The organism is Caulobacter sp. X, from assembly GCF_002742635.1.
GTDB lineage: Bacteria > Pseudomonadota > Alphaproteobacteria > Caulobacterales > Caulobacteraceae > Caulobacter.
On record NZ_PEGF01000002.1, the window covers coordinates 1,342,775 to 1,363,770 of the forward strand.

A 20,996-nucleotide genomic window follows, 5' to 3' on the forward strand; every position below is an offset into this window, starting at 1 on the left:
ATGTACCAGTACGATCTCATCGACAAGGAATTCCTGGCCGACCGCTCGGCCGAGTTCCGAGGGCAGGTCGCCCGCCGCCTGGCCGGCGAGTTGACCGAGGACCAGTTCAAGCCGCTGCGGCTGATGAACGGGCTTTATCTGCAGCTGCACGCCTACATGCTGCGGGTGGCGATCCCGTACGGGTCGCTGAACCCGACCCAGGCCCGCCGTCTGGCCGAGATCGCCCGCGACTACGACAAGGGCTACGGCCACTTCACGACGCGTCAGAACATCCAGTTCAACTGGATCAAGCTGAAGGACGCGCCGGAGATCCTGGACAAGCTAGCCGAGGTTGATCTCCACGCCATCCAGACCAGCGGCAACTGCATCCGCAACACCACCTCCGACCCCTATGCCGGCGCCACGGCCGAGGAGGTCGACGATCCGCGCGTCTGGTGCGAGGTGATCCGCCAGTGGTCGACCTTGCACCCGGAGTTCTCGTTCCTGCCGCGCAAGTTCAAGATCGCCATCACCGCCTCGGCCAAGGACCGCACGGCGGCCAAGGTGCACGACATCGGCCTGCTGCTGCGCCAGGGCCGCGACGGCCAGCAGGGCTTCGAGGTGATTGTCGGCGGCGGGCAGGGGCGCACGCCCTATGTCGGCCCGACCATCAAAGAGTTCCTGCCCACCGACCGCCTGCTGAGCTATCTGGAGGCGGTCCTGCGCGTCTACAATCGCCACGGCCGTCGCGACAATATCTACAAGGCCCGGATCAAGATCCTGGTCGCGGCCCTGGGCGCGGAGGAATTCGCCCGCCAGGTCGAGGAGGAGTGGAGCAAGATCGACGCCGCCCGCGCCGACTTGCCGGCCTCTGAACTGGCCCGCATCCGCGCCGCCTTCGCCACGACGCCGTTCGAGACCCTGCCGGCGCGTTCGGAGGCGTTCGAGACGGCCAAGGCCAACGACAGCGCCTTCGCCCGCTTCGTGCGCAACAACGTCCGCGCCCACAAGCAGCCGGGCTATGCGATCGTCGAGATCTCGCTGAAGGCCCAGGAGCAGACGCCAGGCGACGCCTCGGCGGATCAGTTGGAGGTCGTCGCGGATCTGGCCGAGCGCTACGGCTTCAACGATCTGCGCGTGACCCACGCTCAGAACCTCGTCCTGCCGCACATCAAGCTGGACGACCTGCCGACTGTCTTCGCGGCCTTGCAGGCGGCGAACCTGGCGACGCCGAACATCGACCTGGTCAGCGACATCATCGCCTGCCCGGGCCTCGACTACTGCGCCCTGGCCAACGCCCGCGCGATCCCGATCGCCCAGGACATCGCCCGCCAGTTCGCCGATCTCGATCGCGCCGAACAGGTCGGCGAGCTGAAGATCAAGATCAGCGGCTGCATCAACGCCTGCGGCCACCACCACGTGGCCCACATCGGCATCCTGGGCGTCGATAAGAAGGGCGAGGAATTCTACCAGCTGTCGCTGGGCGGCTCGGGCGCCGAGGACGCCTCGATCGGCAAGATCCTCGGCCCGGCGCTTCCCGCGGACAAGGTCGCCACGGCCGTCGACCAGCTGGTGGGCGCCTATCTCGCCGTCCGCGCCGATGGCGAGCGCTTCCTCGACACCTATCGCCGCGTCGGCCTCGAGCCCTTCAAGGAGGCTGTCTATGCCCAAGCTGATTGAGCTCGTTGAAAACGAGGCCCGCTGGGCCGAGGACGCCTTCGTCCATGTCGCCGACGAGGACGCCATCCCGGAAAGCGGCGACGTGATCCTGTCCCTGGCCCGCTTCGAAGCCGAGGGCGACGCCCTGCTGGCCTCGAACAGCCGCCGGGTCGGCGTGCGGATCGAGCCCGACCAGGAGGTCGAGGTGCTGGCCTACGACCTGCCGCGCCTCGCGGTGGTCGCTTTGGCCTTCCCGAAGTACCGCGACGGCCGCGCCTACACCTCCGCCCGCCTGCTGCGCGAGCGGTTCGGCTATCAGGGCCAGATCCGCGCCGTGGGCGACGTGCTGCGCGAGCAGGCTGGCTTCATGGTCCGCTGCGGCTTCGACGCGTTCGAGCCGGCCGACGGCGCGACACCCGAAGCCTGGAGTAAGGCCGCCAGCCGCTTCCGCCACGTCTATCAACGCGCCGCCGACGCGCGGCCCGTGGCGTTCGAGGAAAGGGCCTCCTGATGGCCTATGACGAGATCGGGGGAACCGCCGCGGGTGTCGCCGCGCGTCTGGACGCAGAATTGCGCGAGGCCCACCCGGCCACCGTGCTGCGCGCGGCGCTCGACCAGTTTGGCGCGCGCCTCGCTCTCGTCTCGTCGTTCGGAGCGGAGTCGGCGGTGCTGCTGCACCTGGCCGCCCAGGTCTCGCCCAGAATTCCGATCCTGTTCCTCGACACGGGCATGCTGTTCGGACAGACGCTGGACTACCGCAAGAACCTTGCGGCGCAGCTTGGCCTGACGGACGTGCGCGACCTGCGTCCGGCCTATGCCGATCTGGCGACCCAGGACCCCCAGTCGGACCTCTGGCGCACCAGCGTCGACGCCTGCTGCAACATCCGCAAGGTGCTGCCGCTGGATCGCGCCTTGGGCGGTTTCGACGCCTGGATCACCGGCCGCAAGCGCTTCCATGGCGGCGATCGCCTGAGCCTGCCTGTGGTCGAGGCCGCCGACGGCAAGGTGAAGTTCAATCCGCTGGCCAATTGGGGCAAGGCCGAGCTCGACGCCTATGTCGCCGAGCACCAGCTGCCGGCCCATCCCCTAGTCGCCCAAGGCTACGCCTCGATCGGCTGCTGGCCGTGCACCCAGCCCTCCGAAGATGGACGTTCGGGGCGTTGGGCCGGGCAAGAAAAGACCGAGTGCGGCATCCACGTCGCCCGCGCGCCCGGCGTCGCGCCGAACGTGGGTGGGGATATTTGAGGGCTAAATCCTCCCCCAGCGGGGGAGGTGGCGCGAAGCGCCGGAGGGGGAAGTCTTGCGATCTTGACCCTTCCCCCTCCGTCGTCGCTCCGCGCCGACACCTCCCCCGCTAGAGGGAGGATTTGGGAGGCTCACTCCCCCGGCCGGTACGTCTTCACCGCGTGCTTCTTCACGTCCTCGGGATAGAAGTAGACGTCCCTAAGGTTCCCGAGGCTGTAGCGCAGCGCCTGGTCGTTGAAGTGCGGCGAGGCGGGGTCGCCGCTTTCGCCGCCGGCCGAGACGGCGCGGGCCCGGACCTTGTCGCCGAACTGCACGACCGCCACGAAGCTGTTGCCCAGCGTGCCGTAGTACTTCTTGGTCCCCGGCCAGCGCTTGGCGCCGAACGAGGCCAGCGAACCCCACTGGGCCGAGGTGAAGGGCACCGGGATGCTCGGCTTGGCGTCGTCGAACGTCTGGACGATCGACCCGTCATTGCGCTGGAAGCGATTGATCTGGCCCCACGGCGTCTTCCATGACCCGAAGTCGGCGGTCAGGCGGTCCGAGGCTTCGGCGAGGGCCGCGAGCTTCTCAGCGGCCGTCAGTTTGTCGGCCATGTAGTCATAGGTGTTGAGGCCCTGCGCCTTGGCCGCCGGCGCGGCCTTGGCCCACATGGCCTCGCCCCAGAACACCGCCAGCGAGGTTTCGGTCGAGCGCGCCGACCACTTGCGGTCCCAGGCGCTCAGCGTCTTCACCTGCTCGGCGACCTTGGCTTTCAGAGGATCGCCGTCGGGCGTGGCGGCATAGGCCGCCTCCAGCGTCGGGATCAGTCGGGCGAAGGCGGTCAGGTACGGGTCGTAGGCCTTCTCGATCAGTCCGCCGAGCGTGAGGTTCTTGACGTCCTTTAGCACGAGTTGGGCGTGAAGGCCGCGCGGGTTCTCGCCGGCGGTGTCCATGTACTTCGGAAAGTCGGCCTTCTTCGGGCTGTAAGGACCGGCCGCCGTCCACGGCCAGTTGTTGGTGTTGAAGGCCCAGCCCGTGGCCGGGTTCACGGCCTGAGGCGTCTTGGCGAGCGGCGTCAGGCCCTTCCAGTCGGTGGCGGGATCCGACCCGTCGACCGGCTTCGTATAGTCGAAGCGGTCGTCGCGGATCGGAATGAACTGCGGGTGCAGATAGGCGATCTCGCCCTTGCTGTCGGCGAACAGGGTGTTGTTCGACGAATTGGCCTTCAGCTCGGCCACCTTCATGAAGCTCTTCAGATTGGTGGCCTTGGTGCGCAGGAACGACTGCTGCAGGGCTTCCACCGGCTTGTTCATCAGGGCGATGCTGATCCACTTGCCATCGGCCTCGCGGACGATCGGGCCGTGGTGGGTCTTGAAGACGGTGAAGCGTTTCTGCGCCATCGACCCGTCGACGGCGCGGTAGGGGACGGTGATGACCTCGGTCTTCAGCGGCCGCAATTCCGAGCCATACTTGTAGAACCGCTTTCCGTCCTTCTCGACGATCGTCTCGGCGAACTCGTCGACCACGTCGACGCCGCTGGAGGTGTGCATCCAGCCGGCCTTGGCGTTGAAGCCCTGGTAGATGAAGAACTGGCCCCAGGTCGTGGCGCCATAGGCGTTCAGGCCCTGGTCGCTGGAGACCTGCATCTCCGAGCGGAAGAAGAAGCTGGTGTGCGGGTTGATCAGCAGCAAGGCGTGACCGTCCAGCGTGTTCTTCGGCGCGATGGCGACGCCGTTCGAGCCCTTGGGCTCCTTGAACAGCAGGCCCTTCTCGTCGGCGGTCATGGCCAGTTGGCGCTGACCATAGAAGCTCTCGAGCTGGGTCAGGGCCACGCGCTCGATGTCGCCGCCGATGCTGCCTTCCGAGAAGCTGAGCGCCATCCAGGCTTCGAAGCGGGTGATGACCTTGGGCTTCACGTTGGGATGGGTGGCGAGATAGAAGTTCAGGCCATCGGCCCAGCCGTTCATCAGCGCCTTCAGCCAGGCGGGGCTCTTGGCGTAGTCGGCCTTCAGCACGACCGGATCGATGAACAGCTTCTGGCGCAGATCGGCCCAGATCGCCTTTTCGCCTTCCGCCTCGGCCGTGCGGCCCAGGGCGGTCATGAAGTTGGTCTCGACCCGGTTGAAGTCGTCCTCGGCCTGGGCGTAGGCCATGCCGAACACCGCGTCGGCGTCGGTCTTGCCGTGGATGTGCGCGATGCCCCAGTCGTCGCGGGTGATCGAGACGGCGGCGGCGCGGGTCTTCAGGCGCGCCAGATCGTCAGCGGCGCGGGCCGGTGTCGTGGCGAGCGCGGCGCTCAAGGCCAGGGCCAGGACGCTGACCGACAGATTTTTCATGATCTTCCCCAAACCGCTTCGCGCGAGAGCCGCGATCCAAGCCGAGTTTGGAGATCAATTCCAGTCCGCGTCTGACCGCGGACGTCAGGTGCTATTGGGGCGGGCAGCCCTTGAACTCGCCGACCTTGCTGACCGACAGGCTTGAGAGGTCCAGGCCGCGCAGGGTCTTCATCGAGGCGGCGCCGAAGCCGCTGAAGAGATCAAGCTTCAGACCCTTGATCGCGCCGCCGATGTCGGAGGCGTACCAGTAGCCGTCGTGCGTGGTGCCGTCAGGCATCGGCAGGCCGACGGTTTCCTTGATGAAGAGGACCGTGCGGCGCGGGATCACCTTGGGATCGACCGCGACGGTGCGCATGGCCGCGACCTTGCAGCCCAGCGAGTCGAACGCCCGAATGCCCTTGGCGCCGGCGTGATACATGGTCGCCCGCATCTTGTACTCGACCGAACCGGGCAGGGCGCCGCCGCCCAGGGCGGTGCTGATCAGCTCGCCCAGCGGGTCGACGCGCGGCGTCGCGGCGGACGCGGAGTCCAAGTCCGGAGCAGCGTGGGCGAGAGCGGGAGCGGCGAACGCGGAGATGACCGCGGTGGCCAAAATTCCGGCGAGCTTGCGTCGCATCGAGGGGATCCTCTTATCGGCGTGTCTGTCGGGCGGGGGTCTGGATAGTCCGATCACGGCCGCGTGACAACCCTTAACCCCGCCCGAGGCGGGTACGGCTTCGCTTGCTGCGCGAAAAACGAGCATGGATTCAGCGACTTGAAACCTGGCCCTTTCCCGCCGATTTTCTCGACTCAGACAGCTTCACAGAAGGAACCGCCATGGCGATGCGGATCTACGGCGACTCGATCTCGGGCAACTGCCTCAAGGTGAAGTGGGTCGCCGAGCACCTTCGCCTGCCGTTCGAGTGGATCGAGACCAGCGTCCTGACGGGCGAGACCCGCACGCCGGCGTTCCTGGCGATGAACCCCGCCGGTCAAGTCCCGCTGGTCGTGCTGGAGGACGGACGCCCGCTGTCGCAGTCCAACGCCATCATCTCGTATCTGGCCGAGGGATCAGCGCTGATCCCCGGCGACGCTTTCGCGCGCGCCAAGATGCTGGAGTGGATGTTCTGGGAGCAGTACAGCCACGAGCCCTATGTCGCCGTGGCGCGCTTTCAGATGCTGTACCTTGGCAAGCCGCGCGAAGAACTTGAGCAACGCCTTGTGGAGCGCGGCGGCCAAGCCCTCGCCCGCCTCGAAACCCAGCTGCGGCAGACGCCATTTCTGGTCGGCGAGCAGGTCACCCTGGCGGACGTCGCTCTGGTGGCTTACACCCGCGTGGCGCACGAAGGCGGGTTCGACCTTGCGCTCTATCCGGCCGTGAAGGCCTGGGTGGGCCGCACCGAAGCCGCGCTCGGTATTATTTGATCGTCGGAGTTCCATCTTGCGTCTATCGACCAGCCTGAAAGTCCTCGCCCTGGCCGCCGCGGCAGCCGCGCCGGCGTCTTCGGCGCTCGCCTGGGGCGCTTCAGGCCACCGCGTGGTGGGCGTCGTCGGCGCGGCGAGCCTGCCGACTGACGTGCCGGCTTTCCTGCGTACGCCGCAGGCTGTCGCCGCCATTGGCGAATACGCCCGCGAGCCGGATCGTTGGAAGGGCTCGGGCAAGATTCACGACACCGATCGCGACGCGGCGCACTTCCTGGATGTCGATGACCAGGGGCGCATGTACGGCGGTCCCGCCTTCACGGTGGCGACCCTGCCGCCGACACGCGCCGACTATGAAAAGGCCCTGCAGGCCGCTGGGACTGACAGCTGGAAGGCCGGCTATCTGCCTTACGCCATTATCGACGGCTACCAGCAGCTGGTGAAGGACTTCACCTACTGGCGCATCCTGACCGCGGCCGTGAAGCTGGAGAAGGACCCGACCCGTCTGGCCTACTACAAGGCCGACCTGAAGCGTCGCGAGGATCTCTTGCTGCGCGACCTGGGGGTCTGGGCGCACTATGTCGGCGACGGCAGCCAGCCGCTGCACCTGTCGGTGCACTACAATGGCTGGGGCGACTACCCCAACCCGAACGGCTACACCCAGGCGCGGTCGACCCACTTCCAGTTCGAAGGGCCGCTGACCCTGGCCCTGGCCGACGAGGCGTCGATCAAGGCTTTAGTGCCGGCCTACAAGCCCTGTGAGTGTTCGATCGAGACCCGCGTCGTCGGCTATCTGACCGACACTTGGAAACAGGTCGAGCCGCTGTATCAGCTGGAGAAGGCCGGCGGCATGGTCGAGACCGATCCTCGCGCCAAGACCTTCGTGCGGGCCCGCGTCGCGGCCGGCGCAACGGCTTTGCGGGATCTGGTCACGGACGCCTGGCGCGAGAGCGCCAACGGCAAGATCGGCTACCGTCCGGAGATCAGCGTGACCGACGTCGAGACCGGCAAGGCCGATCCGTGGTTCGACCTCTACGGCAAGGACTAGGCGCGTGCTGAGGTTCGGCTCGCCCGTGGACGGGCTGACCTATCTCGACCGTCGGGCGGCGTTTGGCGTGGCCGAGAACGCCCTCGGCCAGATCGCCCTCGCGCAGGTCACCAAGCCCGGCAAGGCGCCGTACTTCGACCTGCCCGGCGGGGCGGTGGACGGCGACGAGACCGAGGAGCAGGCCGTCGCGCGCGAGTTTGGCGAAGAGACGGGTCTCGTCGTCGAGGCTGTTCGCCTGATCGAGACGGTCTCGCAGCATTTCCTGAAGTCCGACGGTCAGCCGGTCCGTAATCACGGCGGCGTCTATGTCGTCAAACTGCTGGGCGACAACCCGGCCTTGAAGGTCGAGGACGACCACGCGCTGGTCTGGCTGGACCCGCGCGACGCCGTGGTCGCCCTACGCCACGACGCCCATGCCTGGGCGGTCGCGGCGTGGCTGCGGCGGGGCTAGTTCGAGGCCAGGGCGACCCGGGCGCCGGCGCGGTTGGCCGTGCGCAGTTCAGCCATCTGCTGTTCCGACAGCGCGTCCCGGACGTCGGTCTTGAAGTCGGCGACGCAGGCGCGGTTGGCGATGGCGCGGTTGCCGTAGGCGTCGCAAGCCTTGCGAGCGGCCATGTCCACGCGCTTGGCGAACTGGCGGGCGTCGGCGGGATTGGAGAGCTTCAGGTCGCCAACCGCGATGCGGGCGGTCGGCTCTTCGGCGTGGGCGGCGGTCAGGCCGATGATCGGGGTGGCGGCCAGGGCCAGGGCGGCAATGGCGGCGACGCGGCTAACAAGCTTGCTCATGACTGGTTCCCTCTTCTTCGATGTGGCCGCCAGCGGCGGTCTGTTGAAGAGAGGTGTAGTCTCGGCGAGCGGGGAACACCCGTTACGACTGAGTCATGACGTCGAATTAAGCTTATGAAGTAAAAGTAATATTTCGGATTTGTGTCAGGCCGCCGCGAAGTCTCGGGCGATCCCGTGTTCGCTCTGCCGGATGGGCAGGGCGAAGCTGACCGTCGTGCCTTCGCCGGGCGTGGACTCCATGTCCAGCACGCCGTCGTGCATGCTGATCAGCGACTTGGTCAGGGCCAGGCCCAGCCCGGTGCCTTGCGTGGTCTTGGAGAACTGGCTCTCGACCTGTTCGAACGGGCGCGCCAGCCGCGCCAGGTCTTCCTTGGCGATGCCGATGCCGGTGTCGGAAACCGACACCCGGACCATGTCGCCGAACGGATCGCGGCGCACCTCGGCGCGCAGGGTGACGCTGCCGGCGCGGGGCGTGAACTTGATGGCGTTGGACAGCAGGTTCAGCAGCACCTGCTTGATGGCGCGATAGTCGGCCTCGATCTCGGGCAGGGGCGGGAAGTCGATGCTGAGGTTCAGGCCGGCGGCCTCGGCCCGGTTGCGCACCAGGCGGACGGCGTCCTCGGCGACATCCTCGACGTGCATCGGTTCGAATTTCAGGTTCATCTTGCCGGCCTCGATCTTCGACATGTCGAGGATGTCGTTGATCAGCGCCAGCAGGTGCTGGCCCGACGAGTGGATGTCCTGGCTGTAGCCCTTGTAGCGTTCGTCGCCGAGGGGCCCGAACATCTCGTTCATCATGATCTCGGAAAAGCCGTTGATGGCGTTCAGCGGCGTGCGCAGCTCGTGGGACATGTTGGCCAGGAATTCGCTCTTGGCCCGGTTGGCGCCCTCGGCCCTGACCTTTTCGGTCTCGTACTTGCGCGCAAGCTCGGCCAGTTGTTCCTGGCTGCGCTCCAGGCCCGCCACGGCGTTCTGAAGCTGCTCCTCGTTGAGGCGGCGGGACTCTTCCTGGTTCTTGATCGCGGTGATGTCGGCGGCGGTCATGACGAGACCGCCCTCGGCGGTGCGGCGTTCGCTGATCTGGATCCAGCGGCCGTCTTGCAGCTCGGCCTCGCGCACGCCCTTGGCGCCGTCGGGCGCGGCGTGGTCCTGCTTGATGGCCCGGGCGGCGTGGCGATTGATCTCGGCCCGCGCGGCGCCGGGCTTCAGAAGCTTGGGGTCAAGAGAGAAGACGTTGCGGTAGTTGCGGTTGCACATCAGGAGCCGCCCGTGGCGATCCCAGAGGGCGAAGGCCTCGGACACGCTCTCGATAGCGTCGCGCAGCCGGTTCTCGGCGGCCTGGGCGCGGGCTTGGGCGACCCGCTCCTCGGTGACGTCCAAGGCGACGCCGATGATGCGGGAATAGCCGTCGGCGTCGGCCTTGCCGAAGCCCTGGCCGCGAGCGTCGATCCACAGCGATCGCTGGCCCTGCGCGGCGGCGGGGACGCGGAAGGAGACGTCGAAGGCGCCGTACATCGCCGCGTTGGCCAGGGCTTTCCTCAGCCGGTCGCGGTGGTCCGGCGCGATACGGTCCAGCAGGTCCTGGCCCGAGACGACGCCGCCGCCGCCCCAGCCGAACATGGCGCCGGTCACGTCTGACAGGAACACTTCGTCAGCGTTCAGGTCCCACTCCCAGATGCCGCAGCGCGCCGCTTCGACGGCCAGGCGGAAGCGCTGCTCGCTGTCGATGAACTCGCGCTGCGCGGCCTCGGACTTGCGGCTCTGGATCACCAGCAGCAGGGCCAGGGCGATGCCGGCGGCCAAGGGGATCAGCAGGCCGAGGGCGCTGCTGGCGGGAACACCTTCGTCGCCGCTGCTGGGCGCCGTTGCAACGACCGCCAGCGCGCCTTCGCCCACCGGCTTGACGGCGACGTCGATGGGCTTGCCGTCGAGGGCCCGGCCCCGAAGGTCGCTCGCGGCGCGGCGCAGGACCTCCGGCTTCAGCGCGAACGCTGGATGGAGCGCCGTCGCGCCCTGGGCGAGACCGCCGCGCGCGACGATCAGCGAGCCGTCGGGGAGGGCGAGGGCGCTGCTTTCGCCGCGCGCGGGCTCCTCGACGAGGCGGGAGGCGTCGCCGCTGGCGATCATGACGGCGCGGGCCCCGCCGAGCGACGCCAAGGTCGCGACATAGAGCCGTCCGGAGGCGCCGACGGAGCCTGTCCAGACCGTCCGGCCGGACGCCTCGGCCGCTCGGGCCGCCGACTTCCAGTCCGCGCCGTCATCGCGTCCAGCCACGGCCAGAATGCCGGGAGGCGCGACCACGGCGACGGCGGCGGCTTCGCCGCCGGCGGCGCGCAAGGCGATCTGGGCGGCCTCGGCCGTGGCGTCGGGATCGCGGGCCAGCAGGTCCGCGGCGGCCGAAAGCCCCGCTCTTTGCGCCGCGAGGTTGGTCTCGACCCGGCCGGCGATCAGGCCCGCCTTCGCCGCCAATCCGGGGGCGCGCGGCTGTGCTCGGCTTTGGTCCTCGATGCGTTTCAGGCCAAAGGCGGTGTAGAGGGCCAGCAGGAGCAAGGCCGACAGGATCGCGATGCGAGCGAAGCTTTGCGAGGGCGCGCGCGTACGGCTCGCCCGCGAGGCCGCGGGCGCGGTCGGTCCGGCCTTGGCCGTCCCTCCGTGTCTCGCCCTGCCTTTAGCCAAACGCACGACTCCCGTGGAACACCCCCGGCGAGTCACTTCGCCAGAAGGTGAATCTAGCTTACGGGCCGCATCGACGTCACCGCCGAACCGTCAAATCCGCGCGGATGGGCGTATTAGTCGCAATAAATTGGATACCAAGGTTCGCGGACTTCAGGCCAAGGACTTGGTGACCAGCTCCAGAACATTCTTGGACAGGTCCGGATGCGCCGCGATGCGTTCGAGCTCTTGCCGCATCAGCGCGCCGAGCTCCGGCCTGTACCGTCGCCAGGCGCCCAGGGGCTCGATCAGGCGCGCGGCCGTCATCGGGTTGAACTTGTCCACGGCCAGGATCTGGTCGGCCAGGAACCGGTAGCCGGCGCCGCTGGGGTCGTGGAAACGGGCGGGATTGAAGTTGGCGAAGGTCGAGACGAGGGCCCGCAGGCGGTTGGGGTTGGTCGGCTCGAACGCGGAATGGCTGGTCAGGGCGATCACGCGGTCGAGGGCGTCGGGGTTGGTGTCCCGCGCCTGGATCGCGAACCACTTGTCCAGAACCAGCGGTTCGTCAGCCCAGGCGCTGTAGAATTTCGACAGCGCCTTTTCGCGCGCCACGCCGCCGATGCAGATCAGCGGATACAGTCCGCCAATCATGTCGGTCATGTTGCGCGACGCCTCGTAGTGTCCCACCAGGCGCATCAGGTTGTCGTCGTGCGGGTCCGCCGACAGCATGTCGGCGCAGGCGTTGCGCAGCGCGCGTCGGCCCGCGGCCTCGGCGTCGGCCGAGAACGCGCCGTTGCTCTGCATCTCGCCGTGCAGCCTGCGGAGGAGGTCGCCCAGGTGAACGGCGATCCGAACGCGCAGGGAGTCCCGCGCCTCGTGCAAGGCCAGCGGATCGGCTGGTTCGGCCATCAGGGCCAGATCGGGCTCGGAAGGCAGGTTCAGAAGCAGCGCCTTGAAGGCTGGCTCGGCCGCGTCGTCGACCAGGGCGTGGCCCAACGCGGCGGCGTAGCGTTCCTCGCCGACCTCGTCGGGCGAACCGTCGGCGCGGGCCAGGATCAGGTCACGCGCCAGGGTCTGGCCGGCTTCCCAACGGTTGAACAGGTCCGGATCCGAGCCGAACAGGACATAACGGTCCGAAGCGCGCGCGTCGGTCGTCAGATTGACGGGGGCCGAGAAGTTACGGAGCGCCGAGAGGACCGGCGGCTGGGTCACGCTCTCCCAGCGCAAGGTCATGGCCTCCTGGTCCAGCATCACCACCTCGGTGTCGCGCAGGACCTCGCCGTCATGCGACAGCAGGCCGACGGCGATCGGGATCGGCAGGGCCTTCTTGGTGGGCTGGCCGGGCGTGGGCGCGGTCGACTGGCGCAGAGTCAGCGTCAGGGCTTGGGCGTCGGCGTCATAATCGCTGGCGATCGTCACCGACGGCGTGCCGGCCTGCTCGTACCAGGCGAAGAAGTTCGACAGATCGCGGCCGGACGCCTCGGCGAAGCAGGCGATGAAGGCCTCGACCGTCGTCGCTTGGCCGTCGTGGCGATCGAAGTAGAGATCGCAGCCCTTCCGGAACGCTTCCGCGCCCAGGATGGTCTTCAGCATGCGGATGATCTCCGAGCCCTTCTCGTAGATCGTCGCGGTGTAGAAGTTGTCGATCTTCAGATAGCTGGACGGCCGCACGGGGTGGGCCAGAGGGCCGGCGTCCTCGGCGAACTGCCGCGCGCGCAGCGCCTTCACGTCCTTGATCCGCTGCACGACCGCGCCGCGCATGTCGGCGCTGAAGCTCTGGTCGCGGAAGACCGTGAAGCCCTCCTTCAGGCACAGCTGGAACCAGTCCCGGCAGGTGATGCGGTTGCCGGTCCAGTTGTGGAAGTATTCGTGGGCGACGACGGCCTCGATCCGCTCGAAATCGGCGTCGGTCGCGGTCTGCGGATCGGCCAGCAGCAGGGAGCTGTTGAAGATGTTCAGCCCCTTGTTCTCCATGGCCCCGAAGTTGAAGTCGCGGACCGCGACGATCATGAACAGGTCGAGATCGTACTCGCGGCCGAACGCCTCCTCGTCCCACTTCATGGCGCGCTTGAGGCTGTCGAGCGCATAGGTCGCGCGGGAGGCCTGGCCAGGGTCGACGAAGATCTTCAGAGCCACCTCGCGACCGCTCATGGTCACGAAGCTGTCGGTCACGACGTCAAGGTCGCCCGCGACCAGGGCGAACAGGTACGAGGGCTTGGGGAACGGATCGACCCACTCGGCGAAGTGCCGCGCGCCGTCCAGCGACCCCTGGTCCACCAGGTTGCCGTTGCTCAGCAGGTGCGGCAGGCCGCCGTCGGCCTCGATGCGCACGCTGTAGCGGCTCAGCACGTCGGGGCGGTCGGGGAAGTAGGTGATGGTCCGGAAGCCCTCGGCCTCGCACTGGGTGCAGAAGCGGCCGCCGGACATGTAGAGACCGGTCAGCGCCTTATTCGCCAGCGGATCGATCTCGACCTCGGTGGTCAGGACGAACTGGTCCGGGACTTCGTGGACGGTCAGATGCTCCGCGTCGGCGACATATTGATTGGCGCCCAGCGCCTGCCCGTCGATCGCGACCGACAGCAGCTTCAGCCGTTCGCCGTTCAGCGTCAGCGCCTCGCCGGCGGCGCCGGAGCGGCGCACGGCCAGCTCGGCCCGGACGCGGGTCGCGGACGGATGGAGGTCGAAGACCAGCCGCGTGGTCTCGATCGCGAACGGGAAGGGGCGGTAATCGGCCAGCCGGATCGGCTGAGGCGTGTCGGTGCGCATGGTCTTTAGCTAAGGCGGCCGGACCGTTTGCGCCAGCGTCGGGCGCAATTACTTGGGACGTCCTCGCAGGAAATTCGTCGCGACAGGTTCCTGCGAAGCGTCTTCTGACGGGCCCGCATCGACGCGGGGCGGCGCGGGCTTGGGGGCCGGCGTCCGAGGACGCAGGTTCAGTTCGCGCTCGAGCGCGGCCATGCGCTCAGAAAGCGAAGGCGCTCGGAGGTCCCGCGGTTTGGGCGAGGCCGCTTCAGTTGTCGCATGCGTCTTCAACGCCTCCGCTTGCGGCGAAGGCGTTGTGTCTTTCGATGGACCCGGTTCGCTCCCCGGCGGCGCTCGTGTGAAGGCTGGCGCTCGCGGACGCAGGTTGAGCTCGCGTTCGAGCGCGGCCATGCGCTCTGAAAGCGAAGTCGCCTGGAGGTCTTGCGGCGCGATCGGCGGCGCTCGCGCGGGGGCCTGCGGGGGCGCGTCTGCCTGCGATGGGAGCGGCTTCTTGATTCTGGCCGCTTCGTCGCCGTGCAGGTCCCGCAACTCCAGCTCCAAGGTCGCCGCGCGGCGGGCCAGGCCGCGCAGCACCTCGGGCGTCGCCGCGTCGTTGGCGATCAGGGTGATCAGGTCCTGGATCAAGGCGCGCATCTTCGGGGCGGCGGCGATCATCCGCGCCTGGGACTCGATGCGGGCCGGGTCGCGGTCGTATTCCGAGCGCGGCACGCGCCAGCCGCCCCAGTCCTGGGGATCGGTGTACACGATCGGGTATGTGCCGGGGATCGGATGGCGCCGGGTCTCGTCGCGGCCCCGCCAGCGGTTGGGGCCGCGCGCCACGCGCCACGTCTCCTGGCTGGGCGGTTCCGGAGCGTCTCGGGGATCGGCGGTCAGTTCGAACGCATGAAACATGCGGCCGAGGCCGACGTCGTAGGTCACGCGAACCGGTTCAGTCAAACCACCGACCCATGCAGGTACGACGCGTTCGACGGTCGCCCACGCGCCGACGCTATCTACCCATACTCGCTGGTTTTTCTTGAATTGAGCCTTGGCCATGGCTTTTGGAGAATCGCGTTCTGCGAGCATGGCTTATCGATGCGCATACTGTAAGAGTAAATATTGCCGCCAATAGCGCGAGCGGCTCAACCTTTGGTGCATTTATACAACCGTATAACGACTTGGCTAACCTTGCCGAGCCGAGTTCTGTCGCTCGTCTCTTGTCCAAAGCCTCGTAACCGGAGGCTTTCGCACCTGCGTACCGCAACTTCTAAGGCGGGCGGGGAGCCCGCCAGCGAACGCTCCAGACGGATGCCGGTTGACAGTCCTGGCCGAAGTAACGGCCAAGTTGTCCGACTTGAACGAGGGGCTAGTCGGGATGGAAGGTCAAAGAGGTCTGGAGGTCGGGCGCGAGCGGGTGCTGCACCCTGGGCCTTTGCGCTGGCTGCGAGCGCTCGGATGGATGGCGGCGCTCTTTCTGGTCTTCATGCTCGTCTATGCGGGGGCGCAGGTCATCGAGAGCCCAATCTTGCACAAGGCCGGCCATGGCGCGGCGGTGCTGGGCGTCACGGCGGCCTGCCTGGCCGGCCTGGGCCTCTACGCGCTCGTCGTCCGTCTTGGCGAAGGGCGATGGCCGGAGGAGTTGAGCCTTCGCAAGGCGCCGCTGGACCTGGTGTTGGGTCTCCTGATCGGCGCCCTGATGCTGAGCGCGGCGGTCGGCGGTCTCTACGCGCTGGGAGTCTATCAGATTAGCGGTCCGCGCTCGGCGTCACCTTGGAGCACGATCGCCATGGCGATTGAGTCCGGCGTGATGGAAGAGCTGATCATGCGCGCGATCGTCCTGCGGCTCCTGATGCGGGCTTTCGGCATATGGCCCGCCCTGGCGCTGCAGGCCCTGCTGTTCGGGGCGATGCACCTGGCCAATCCGAACGCCACCCTGACCGCCGCCGTCGCCATCGCGATCGAGGCCGGGCTGATGCTGGCGGGCTTCTACCTGCTGACGGGGCGTCTTTGGATGTCGATCGGCGTCCACGCGGCTTGGAACTTCACCCAGGGCTGGATCTGGGGCGCGTCGGTGTCGGGCATTCCGGTCAAGGAGAGCTGGCTGGTCAGCACGCCCAAGCCGGGCGCGCCGGAGTTCCTCAGCGGCGGCGCGTTCGGGCCCGAGGCGTCGCTGCCGGCGATGGTGGTGGGGACCTCGGTCGCCGTCGTGGTGCTGTGGATGGCGTGGCGCAAGGGCATGTTCCAGGCGCGTCCGGACGCGGCGCCCGAGGCCTCCGCCGCGGCTTGAATTTCTTGACGCCGGGGCAGGCTTTCCCTTCGCGTGAACGTCGTTCAGTGTGCTCCCGAGGCCGGCCGAAAGAGCCCGGTCCAGGGAGGATCCAGTGGATTTCGACTATTCGGACGACCAGAAGTTCCTGAAGGACGAGGCGCGCAAATTTCTCGCCGCCCATTGCGACGTCGCCGTCGTGCGCGGCGTGCTCGACAACGCCGAGCGCGCCTTTGACGAGAAGCTGTGGAAGGGCGTGGCCGAGCAGGGCTGGCTGGGCGCCTGCATTCCCGAAGAGTTCGGCGGCCTGGGTCTGGGTCGTGTTGAGCTGTGCGCCATCGCCGAGGAGCTGGGCCGCGCCGTCGCGCCGATCCCGTTCGCCTCGACCGTCTATGTCCTGGCCGAAGGCGTCATGGCGTTCGGCTCCGACGCTCAGAAAGCCTCGATCCTGCCGCGCGTCGCCGCCGGCGAACTGATTGGTTGCCTGGCGACCTCGGAAGGTCCGGGCGTGGTCGGCCCGGCCAGCCTGCAGTGCCGGGTCGAGGGGGGCAAGCTTACCGGAACCAAGGTCCCGGTCACGGACGGCGACGTCGCGGGCGTGGCCCTGGTGCTGGCCAGCGAAGGCGGCCGTCCGGGCCTGTTCCTCGTCGACCTGACCGGCCCGGGCGTCACGCGCGAGACGCTGAAGAGCCTGGATCCCACCCGCAACGTCGCCAAGCTGACCTTCGCTGGCGCGGCGGCCGAGCGGATCGGCGACGCGGGCGCGGGTTTCGAGATCGTCCAGGCGATCCTGGATCGCGCCGCCGTCCTGCTGGCCTTCGAACAACTGGGCGGCGCCGATCGCTGCCTGGAGATGGCCCGCGAATACGCCCTGGGCCGCTACGCCTTCGGTCGCGTGATCGCCGGCTACCAGGCCATCAAGCACAAGCTGGCCGACATGTACGTCAAGAACGAGGTCGCCCGCTCCAACGCCTATTACGGTGCCTGGGCGCTGAACGACGACGCGCCGGAGTTGCCGATCGCGGCGTCGGCGGCGCGGATCGCCGCGTCGGAAGCTTTCTGGTTCGCCAGCAAGGAGAACATCCAGGTGCACGGCGGCATGGGCTTCACCTGGGACGTCGACTGCCACCTCTACTACCGCCGCTCGCGGCAGCTCAGCCTGGTCGCCGGCGCGCCCAAGGTCTGGAAGGAACGGCTGGTCAGCCAGCTCGAACAGAAGAACGCCGCCTAAGGCCCAAGGGAGGAACAGGATCATGGATTTCAACGACTCCCCGGAAGAAGCCGCCTACCGCGAAAAGGCCCGCGCGTGGCTTGCCGAGCACGCCGCCGCCCATCGCGCCAAGTGGGGCGAGCTGAAGCCCAACACGCCCGAGCACATGGCCGCCGCCAAGGACTGGCAGGCGACCAAGGCTTCGGCCGGCTACGCCTGCATCACCTGGCCCGCGGCCATCGGCGGGGGCGGCGGTACGCCGATCCAGTCGGTCATCTTCGGCCAGGAGGAGACCAAGGCCGGCCTCGGCTACGGCTACTTCACGATCGGCCTGGGCATGTGCGTGCCCACCGTCATGGCCTTCGCCGACGGCGACACCAAGAAACGCTTCGTCGGCCCGGCCGTGCGCGGCGAGGAGATCTGGTGCCAGCTGTTCTCCGAACCGGCCGGCGGCTCCGACGTCGCGGCGCTGCGCACCCGCGCCGTCAAGGACGGCGATGAGTGGGTGATCAACGGTCAGAAGGTGTGGACCACCGGCGCGCACTACTGCGACTACGGCATCCTGCTGACGCGGACCGACCCGGATGTGCCCAAGCACAAGGGCCTGACCATGTTCTGGATCGACATGCGCGACGCCGCCGTCGAGTGCCGGCCGATCCACCAGATGTCGGGCGGGCGCGAATTCAACGAGGTCTATTTCACCGACCTGCGCGTCAAGGACAGCCAGCGCCTGGGCGAGGTCGGCGACGGCTGGAAGGTGGCCCTGGTCACCCTGATGAACGAGCGTCTGGCGGTCGGCGGCTCGGCCGGCCCGAACTATCGCGAGATCATGAAGCTGGCGCGCGAGCTGTCGGGCGTCGCCGGTCCGGCGCTGAAGGACCAGGGCTTCCGCGACAAGCTGGCTGACTGGTACGTGCAGTCCGAGGGGCTGAAGTTCACCCGCTTCCGCACCATGACCGCTCTGTCGCGCGGCCAGACGCCAGGCCCGGAAAGCTCGATCGGCAAGATCATCTCGGCCAACCAGCTGCAGGAGCTGGCCAACACCGCCGTCGAGATGGAGGACCAATACGGCATCCTCGTCGATCCCGACCAGGCCCCGGCCGAGGCGGCGTTCCAGCAGAGCCTGATGTGGGCGCCGGGCCTTCGCATCGCCGGCGGCACGGACGAGATCCTGAAGAACATCATCGCCGAACGGGTCCTGGGCCTGCCGGGTGACGTCCGCGTCGACAAGGACGTGGCGTTCAAGGACATGCCGACCGGGCGGTGATTGGGGCGGGCCTCTTCGACAAGCGTCGGGGAGGCCTCATGACGACCCCTTGAGAGGTTTTGACCTAGCCAAGGCGCCCTTGCAGCCCGGCCATCACGCCCGCTGGGCGTGCCAGCCTCTGATCATGAAGGCCTGGAAGAATGGGACTGGCTGGGGGAAGCCAGCGGCTCGCCATAAGGCTTCCGTCTCCGCCGACGAAAGGACGCTGAGCGCGTTCCGCAACGTGTCGGCCAGTTTGGCCAGCGACTCTGGCGTGGCGCCCATCAGCACCTGGATACGCTTCCAATCCTCCAGCACGTCGGGGAAATCGGGCGCGTCCAGGTCGCCGCTGATCTCGGCGCTGGCGAAATAGCCGCCTGGCTTCAGGCGGTCGTGGATGGCGGAATAAAACGCGAGGCGGTCTTCCCGTTTGATGAAGTGCGCCACCAGCAGGCTGACGACGGCGTCGAAGCCGTCGCGCGGGGCGTCGTCGACATAGCCGTGAACAAGCCGGCAGCGGTCCAGCACCCCAGCCTGTTCGAGCCTGTGGCGTCCCACGGCCAGCATATCCTCGGACGGATCGACGCCCACGAAAGACCAGCCTGGATTGGCCTTTGCCAACGACAGGATTTCCGCGCCGGTACCCACGCCAACGCACAGGATGCGCGCATCGACCGGCAGGTCCGCCAGAACCAGCCGCAGCAGAAAATGCAGGCCGTCGGAGACGGGCGCGAGCGCGCTGTTGCGCCGATCATAGGCGTCGGCCAGCTCGCGGTTGAAGAGCTCGGCCGCTGTGGCGTGGGATGTTTGGCGCATCGTTATAATATAACAATTCGTTTCGGGCGCGCCACCCTCGAACCCACTCTTATGGCGCGATCGTTTTCAGGAAGGTCGGCGGCTTGCGGTGGTGGGTCGCCTGTTCGTAGGCGTAGCCGAGATTCAGCAGCAGCTTCTCGCTCCAGGCCGGACCGATGAAGGACAGGCCCACCGGCAGGCCGGTGACGTCGCCCATCGGCACGGTCAGGTGCGGGTAGCCGGCCACGGCGGGCAGGGTGGTGGCCGAGCCGCCGTAGTTGTCGCCGTTCAGCGGGTCGATGGTCCAGGCCGGGCCGGTGGTCGGGGCGACGATGGCGACCGCGCCCGTGTCCTTGAGGATCTTGTCGATGCCTTCGGGACCGGCCATCCGCTTGGAGTCGGCCAGGGCCTTCAAGTAATCGGGATCGGTCAGGCCCTTGGTTTTCTCGGCCTTTTCGAAGGTCTCCTGGCCGAACCACTCGAACTCCTTCGGGGTCGCCTTGTTGAAGGCGATCAGGTCGGTCAGCGTGCGGGTCTGGACCTTCTTGGGATCGGTCGAGGCGAGGTAGGCGGCCATGTCGGCCTTGAGCTCGGTGTAGAGCACCAAGCCCTCGGCCTTGCCGATCGGGCCTTCGTCGAAGTCCTTGACGTCGACCAGGGTGGCGCCCTGGGCCTGGAGCTCCTTCAGCGCCCGCTCGAACACCGCGTCGGTCTTGGGCGAGTAGCCGGCGTAGAACCGCGCGACGGCCAGGGTCACGCCCTTCAGCGCGTCCTTGGAGAGGCCCTTGGCGTAGTCGGTCTTGTGGGCGTCGGCGTCCTTGGTGGCCGGATCGGCGGGATCGGAGCCGGCGATGATGGTCAGCACCTTGGCGGCGTCCTCGACCGTGGTGGTCATCGGGCCGGCCGTGTCCTGGCTGTGGCTGATCGGCACGATGTGGGTGCGCGAGACGAGGCCGACCGTGGGCTTCAGGCCTACCAGGCCGTTGATCGCCGCCGGGCAGGTGATCGAGCCGTCGGTTTCGGTGCCGATGGCGAGCGGCGCGAGGCCCGCCGCCACCGCCGCGCCCGAGCCGCTGGACGAGCCGCAGGCGCTACGGTCCAGGACGTAGGGGTTGCGCACCGTACCGCCGACGGCGCTCCAGCCGCTGATCGACTTGCTGGAGCGGATATTGGCCCATTCCGACAGGTTGGCCTTGCCCAGCATCACGAGGCCGGCGTCGCGCAGGCGCTTGGCGATGGGCGCGTCGCGGCCGGTGACATTGTCCTTCAGCGCCAGCGAGCCGGCGGTGGTCGGCAGCGGATCGGCGCTCTCGATATTGTCCTTCAGCAGGATCGGGACGCCGTGCAGCGCCGAGCGGACCTTGCCGGCCTTGCGCTCGGCGTCCAGGGCCTTGGCTTCGGAAAGGGCGTTCGGGTTCGTGGCGATCACCGCGTGCAGCGTCGCGTTCCTGGCCTGGATCGCCGCCAGCGCCGCCTTGGTCGCGTCCTCCGCCGACTGAGCGTGGGCGGCTCCAGGGAGCAGGGCCAGGGCGGCCGCGCCGGCTAGGCAGGCGATCTTGGTCATGGACGTTTCCCCTCACGCGGGCCGCGATTCCGACGGCCAGGGCAGGAGGATGAGGGCAAATTTCCGTGTTCGCCAAGGCCCGCGAACG

At 67.8% G+C, this 20,996-nt stretch carries 17 protein-coding genes; 9 read left to right on the top strand and 8 right to left on the bottom strand.

The annotated features are described in order from the left end of the window. The 3 genes from CSW60_RS18700 to CSW60_RS18710 are packed head-to-tail and all read left to right on the top strand — an operon-like array spanning position 1 to position 2,883. Positions 1–1,659: a nitrite/sulfite reductase gene (locus tag CSW60_RS18700; protein WP_099538682.1), complete on the top strand. Its 1,659-nt coding sequence runs from the start codon at positions 1–3 to the stop codon at positions 1,657–1,659. Next, on the top strand, positions 1,643–2,149 hold the full coding sequence (locus CSW60_RS18705) for a DUF934 domain-containing protein (RefSeq protein WP_099538683.1): 507 nt from the start codon (positions 1,643–1,645) through the stop codon (positions 2,147–2,149). Before CSW60_RS18700 ends, CSW60_RS18705 begins: the two co-directional genes overlap by 17 nt. Continuing rightward, the gene (locus tag CSW60_RS18710; RefSeq protein ID WP_099538684.1) at positions 2,149–2,883 is read left to right on the top strand and encodes a phosphoadenylyl-sulfate reductase; all 735 of its coding nucleotides are present in this window, start codon (positions 2,149–2,151) and stop codon (positions 2,881–2,883) included. The genes CSW60_RS18705 and CSW60_RS18710 overlap by 1 nt, the downstream gene beginning before the upstream one ends. A 131-nt stretch (positions 2,884–3,014) precedes the next feature. Here the strand turns inward: CSW60_RS18710 and CSW60_RS18715 are convergent, their stop codons facing one another. Both CSW60_RS18715 and CSW60_RS18720 read right to left on the bottom strand, forming a co-directional pair. Continuing rightward, positions 3,015–5,198, bottom strand: coding sequence for an acylase (locus tag CSW60_RS18715; RefSeq protein ID WP_099538685.1), 2,184 nt, complete (start codon positions 5,196–5,198; stop codon positions 3,015–3,017). Between the two features lie 91 nt (positions 5,199–5,289). Continuing rightward, entirely contained in the window at positions 5,290–5,814 is a 525-nt protein-coding gene (locus CSW60_RS18720; RefSeq protein ID WP_099538686.1) for a 3D domain-containing protein, read from the bottom strand. A gap of 200 nt (positions 5,815–6,014) precedes the next feature. On the opposite strand from CSW60_RS18720, the gene CSW60_RS18725 reads away from it, so the two are divergent. The 3 genes from CSW60_RS18725 to CSW60_RS18735 are packed head-to-tail and all read left to right on the top strand — an operon-like array spanning position 6,015 to position 8,098. Further along, positions 6,015–6,602: a glutathione S-transferase family protein gene (locus tag CSW60_RS18725; protein WP_099538687.1), complete on the top strand. Its 588-nt coding sequence runs from the start codon at positions 6,015–6,017 to the stop codon at positions 6,600–6,602. A 16-nt stretch (positions 6,603–6,618) separates the two neighbouring features. Further along, positions 6,619–7,647 carry a S1/P1 Nuclease gene (locus CSW60_RS18730; protein ID WP_099538688.1) on the top strand — a complete coding sequence of 343 codons (1,029 nt, stop codon included), beginning with the start codon at positions 6,619–6,621 and terminating at the stop codon, positions 7,645–7,647. Between the two features lie 4 nt (positions 7,648–7,651). Further along, on the top strand, positions 7,652–8,098 hold the full coding sequence (locus tag CSW60_RS18735; RefSeq protein ID WP_201723088.1) for an NUDIX domain-containing protein: 447 nt from the start codon (positions 7,652–7,654) through the stop codon (positions 8,096–8,098). Here CSW60_RS18735 and CSW60_RS24330 read toward each other — a convergent pair. From CSW60_RS24330 to CSW60_RS23735, 4 genes are all read right to left on the bottom strand, one after another. Then, a complete protein-coding gene (locus CSW60_RS24330; protein WP_099538690.1) occupies positions 8,095–8,433 on the bottom strand; it encodes a UrcA family protein in 339 nt (112 codons plus the stop codon). The two genes, CSW60_RS18735 and CSW60_RS24330, sit on opposite strands and share 4 nt — an antisense overlap. Positions 8,434–8,577: 144 nt before the next feature. Next, the gene (locus CSW60_RS18745; protein ID WP_099538691.1) at positions 8,578–11,109 is read right to left on the bottom strand and encodes an ATP-binding protein; all 2,532 of its coding nucleotides are present in this window, start codon (positions 11,107–11,109) and stop codon (positions 8,578–8,580) included. Between the two features lie 150 nt (positions 11,110–11,259). Next, positions 11,260–13,851, bottom strand: coding sequence for an aminopeptidase N (pepN, locus tag CSW60_RS18750; protein ID WP_099538692.1), 2,592 nt, complete (start codon positions 13,849–13,851; stop codon positions 11,260–11,262). 48 nt (positions 13,852–13,899) lie between these two features. Continuing rightward, positions 13,900–14,913 (bottom strand): hypothetical protein, encoded by a 1,014-nt coding sequence (locus CSW60_RS23735; RefSeq protein WP_201723089.1) that lies wholly within the window; start codon positions 14,911–14,913, stop codon positions 13,900–13,902. A 289-nt stretch (positions 14,914–15,202) separates the two neighbouring features. On the opposite strand from CSW60_RS23735, the gene CSW60_RS18760 reads away from it, so the two are divergent. The 3 genes from CSW60_RS18760 (at position 15,203) to CSW60_RS18770 (ending at position 18,570) form a co-directional block, all read left to right on the top strand. Continuing rightward, positions 15,203–16,114: a CPBP family intramembrane glutamic endopeptidase gene (locus CSW60_RS18760; RefSeq protein ID WP_099538693.1), complete on the top strand. Its 912-nt coding sequence runs from the start codon at positions 15,203–15,205 to the stop codon at positions 16,112–16,114. A 94-nt stretch (positions 16,115–16,208) separates the two neighbouring features. Then, positions 16,209–17,324, top strand: a complete 1,116-nt coding sequence (locus tag CSW60_RS18765; RefSeq protein ID WP_099538694.1) for an acyl-CoA dehydrogenase family protein — start codon at positions 16,209–16,211, stop codon at positions 17,322–17,324. A 22-nt stretch (positions 17,325–17,346) separates the two neighbouring features. After that, positions 17,347–18,570 (top strand): acyl-CoA dehydrogenase family protein, encoded by a 1,224-nt coding sequence (locus CSW60_RS18770; protein ID WP_099538695.1) that lies wholly within the window; start codon positions 17,347–17,349, stop codon positions 18,568–18,570. Between the two features lie 93 nt (positions 18,571–18,663). On the opposite strand, the gene CSW60_RS18775 is transcribed toward CSW60_RS18770, so the two are convergent. Both CSW60_RS18775 and CSW60_RS18780 read right to left on the bottom strand, forming a co-directional pair. Next, the gene (locus CSW60_RS18775) at positions 18,664–19,365 is read right to left on the bottom strand and encodes a class I SAM-dependent methyltransferase (protein ID WP_099538696.1); all 702 of its coding nucleotides are present in this window, start codon (positions 19,363–19,365) and stop codon (positions 18,664–18,666) included. 49 nt (positions 19,366–19,414) lie between these two features. After that, positions 19,415–20,908 carry an amidase gene (locus tag CSW60_RS18780; RefSeq protein ID WP_099538697.1) on the bottom strand — a complete coding sequence of 498 codons (1,494 nt, stop codon included), beginning with the start codon at positions 20,906–20,908 and terminating at the stop codon, positions 19,415–19,417. Between the last annotated feature and the right edge of the window lie 88 nt (positions 20,909–20,996).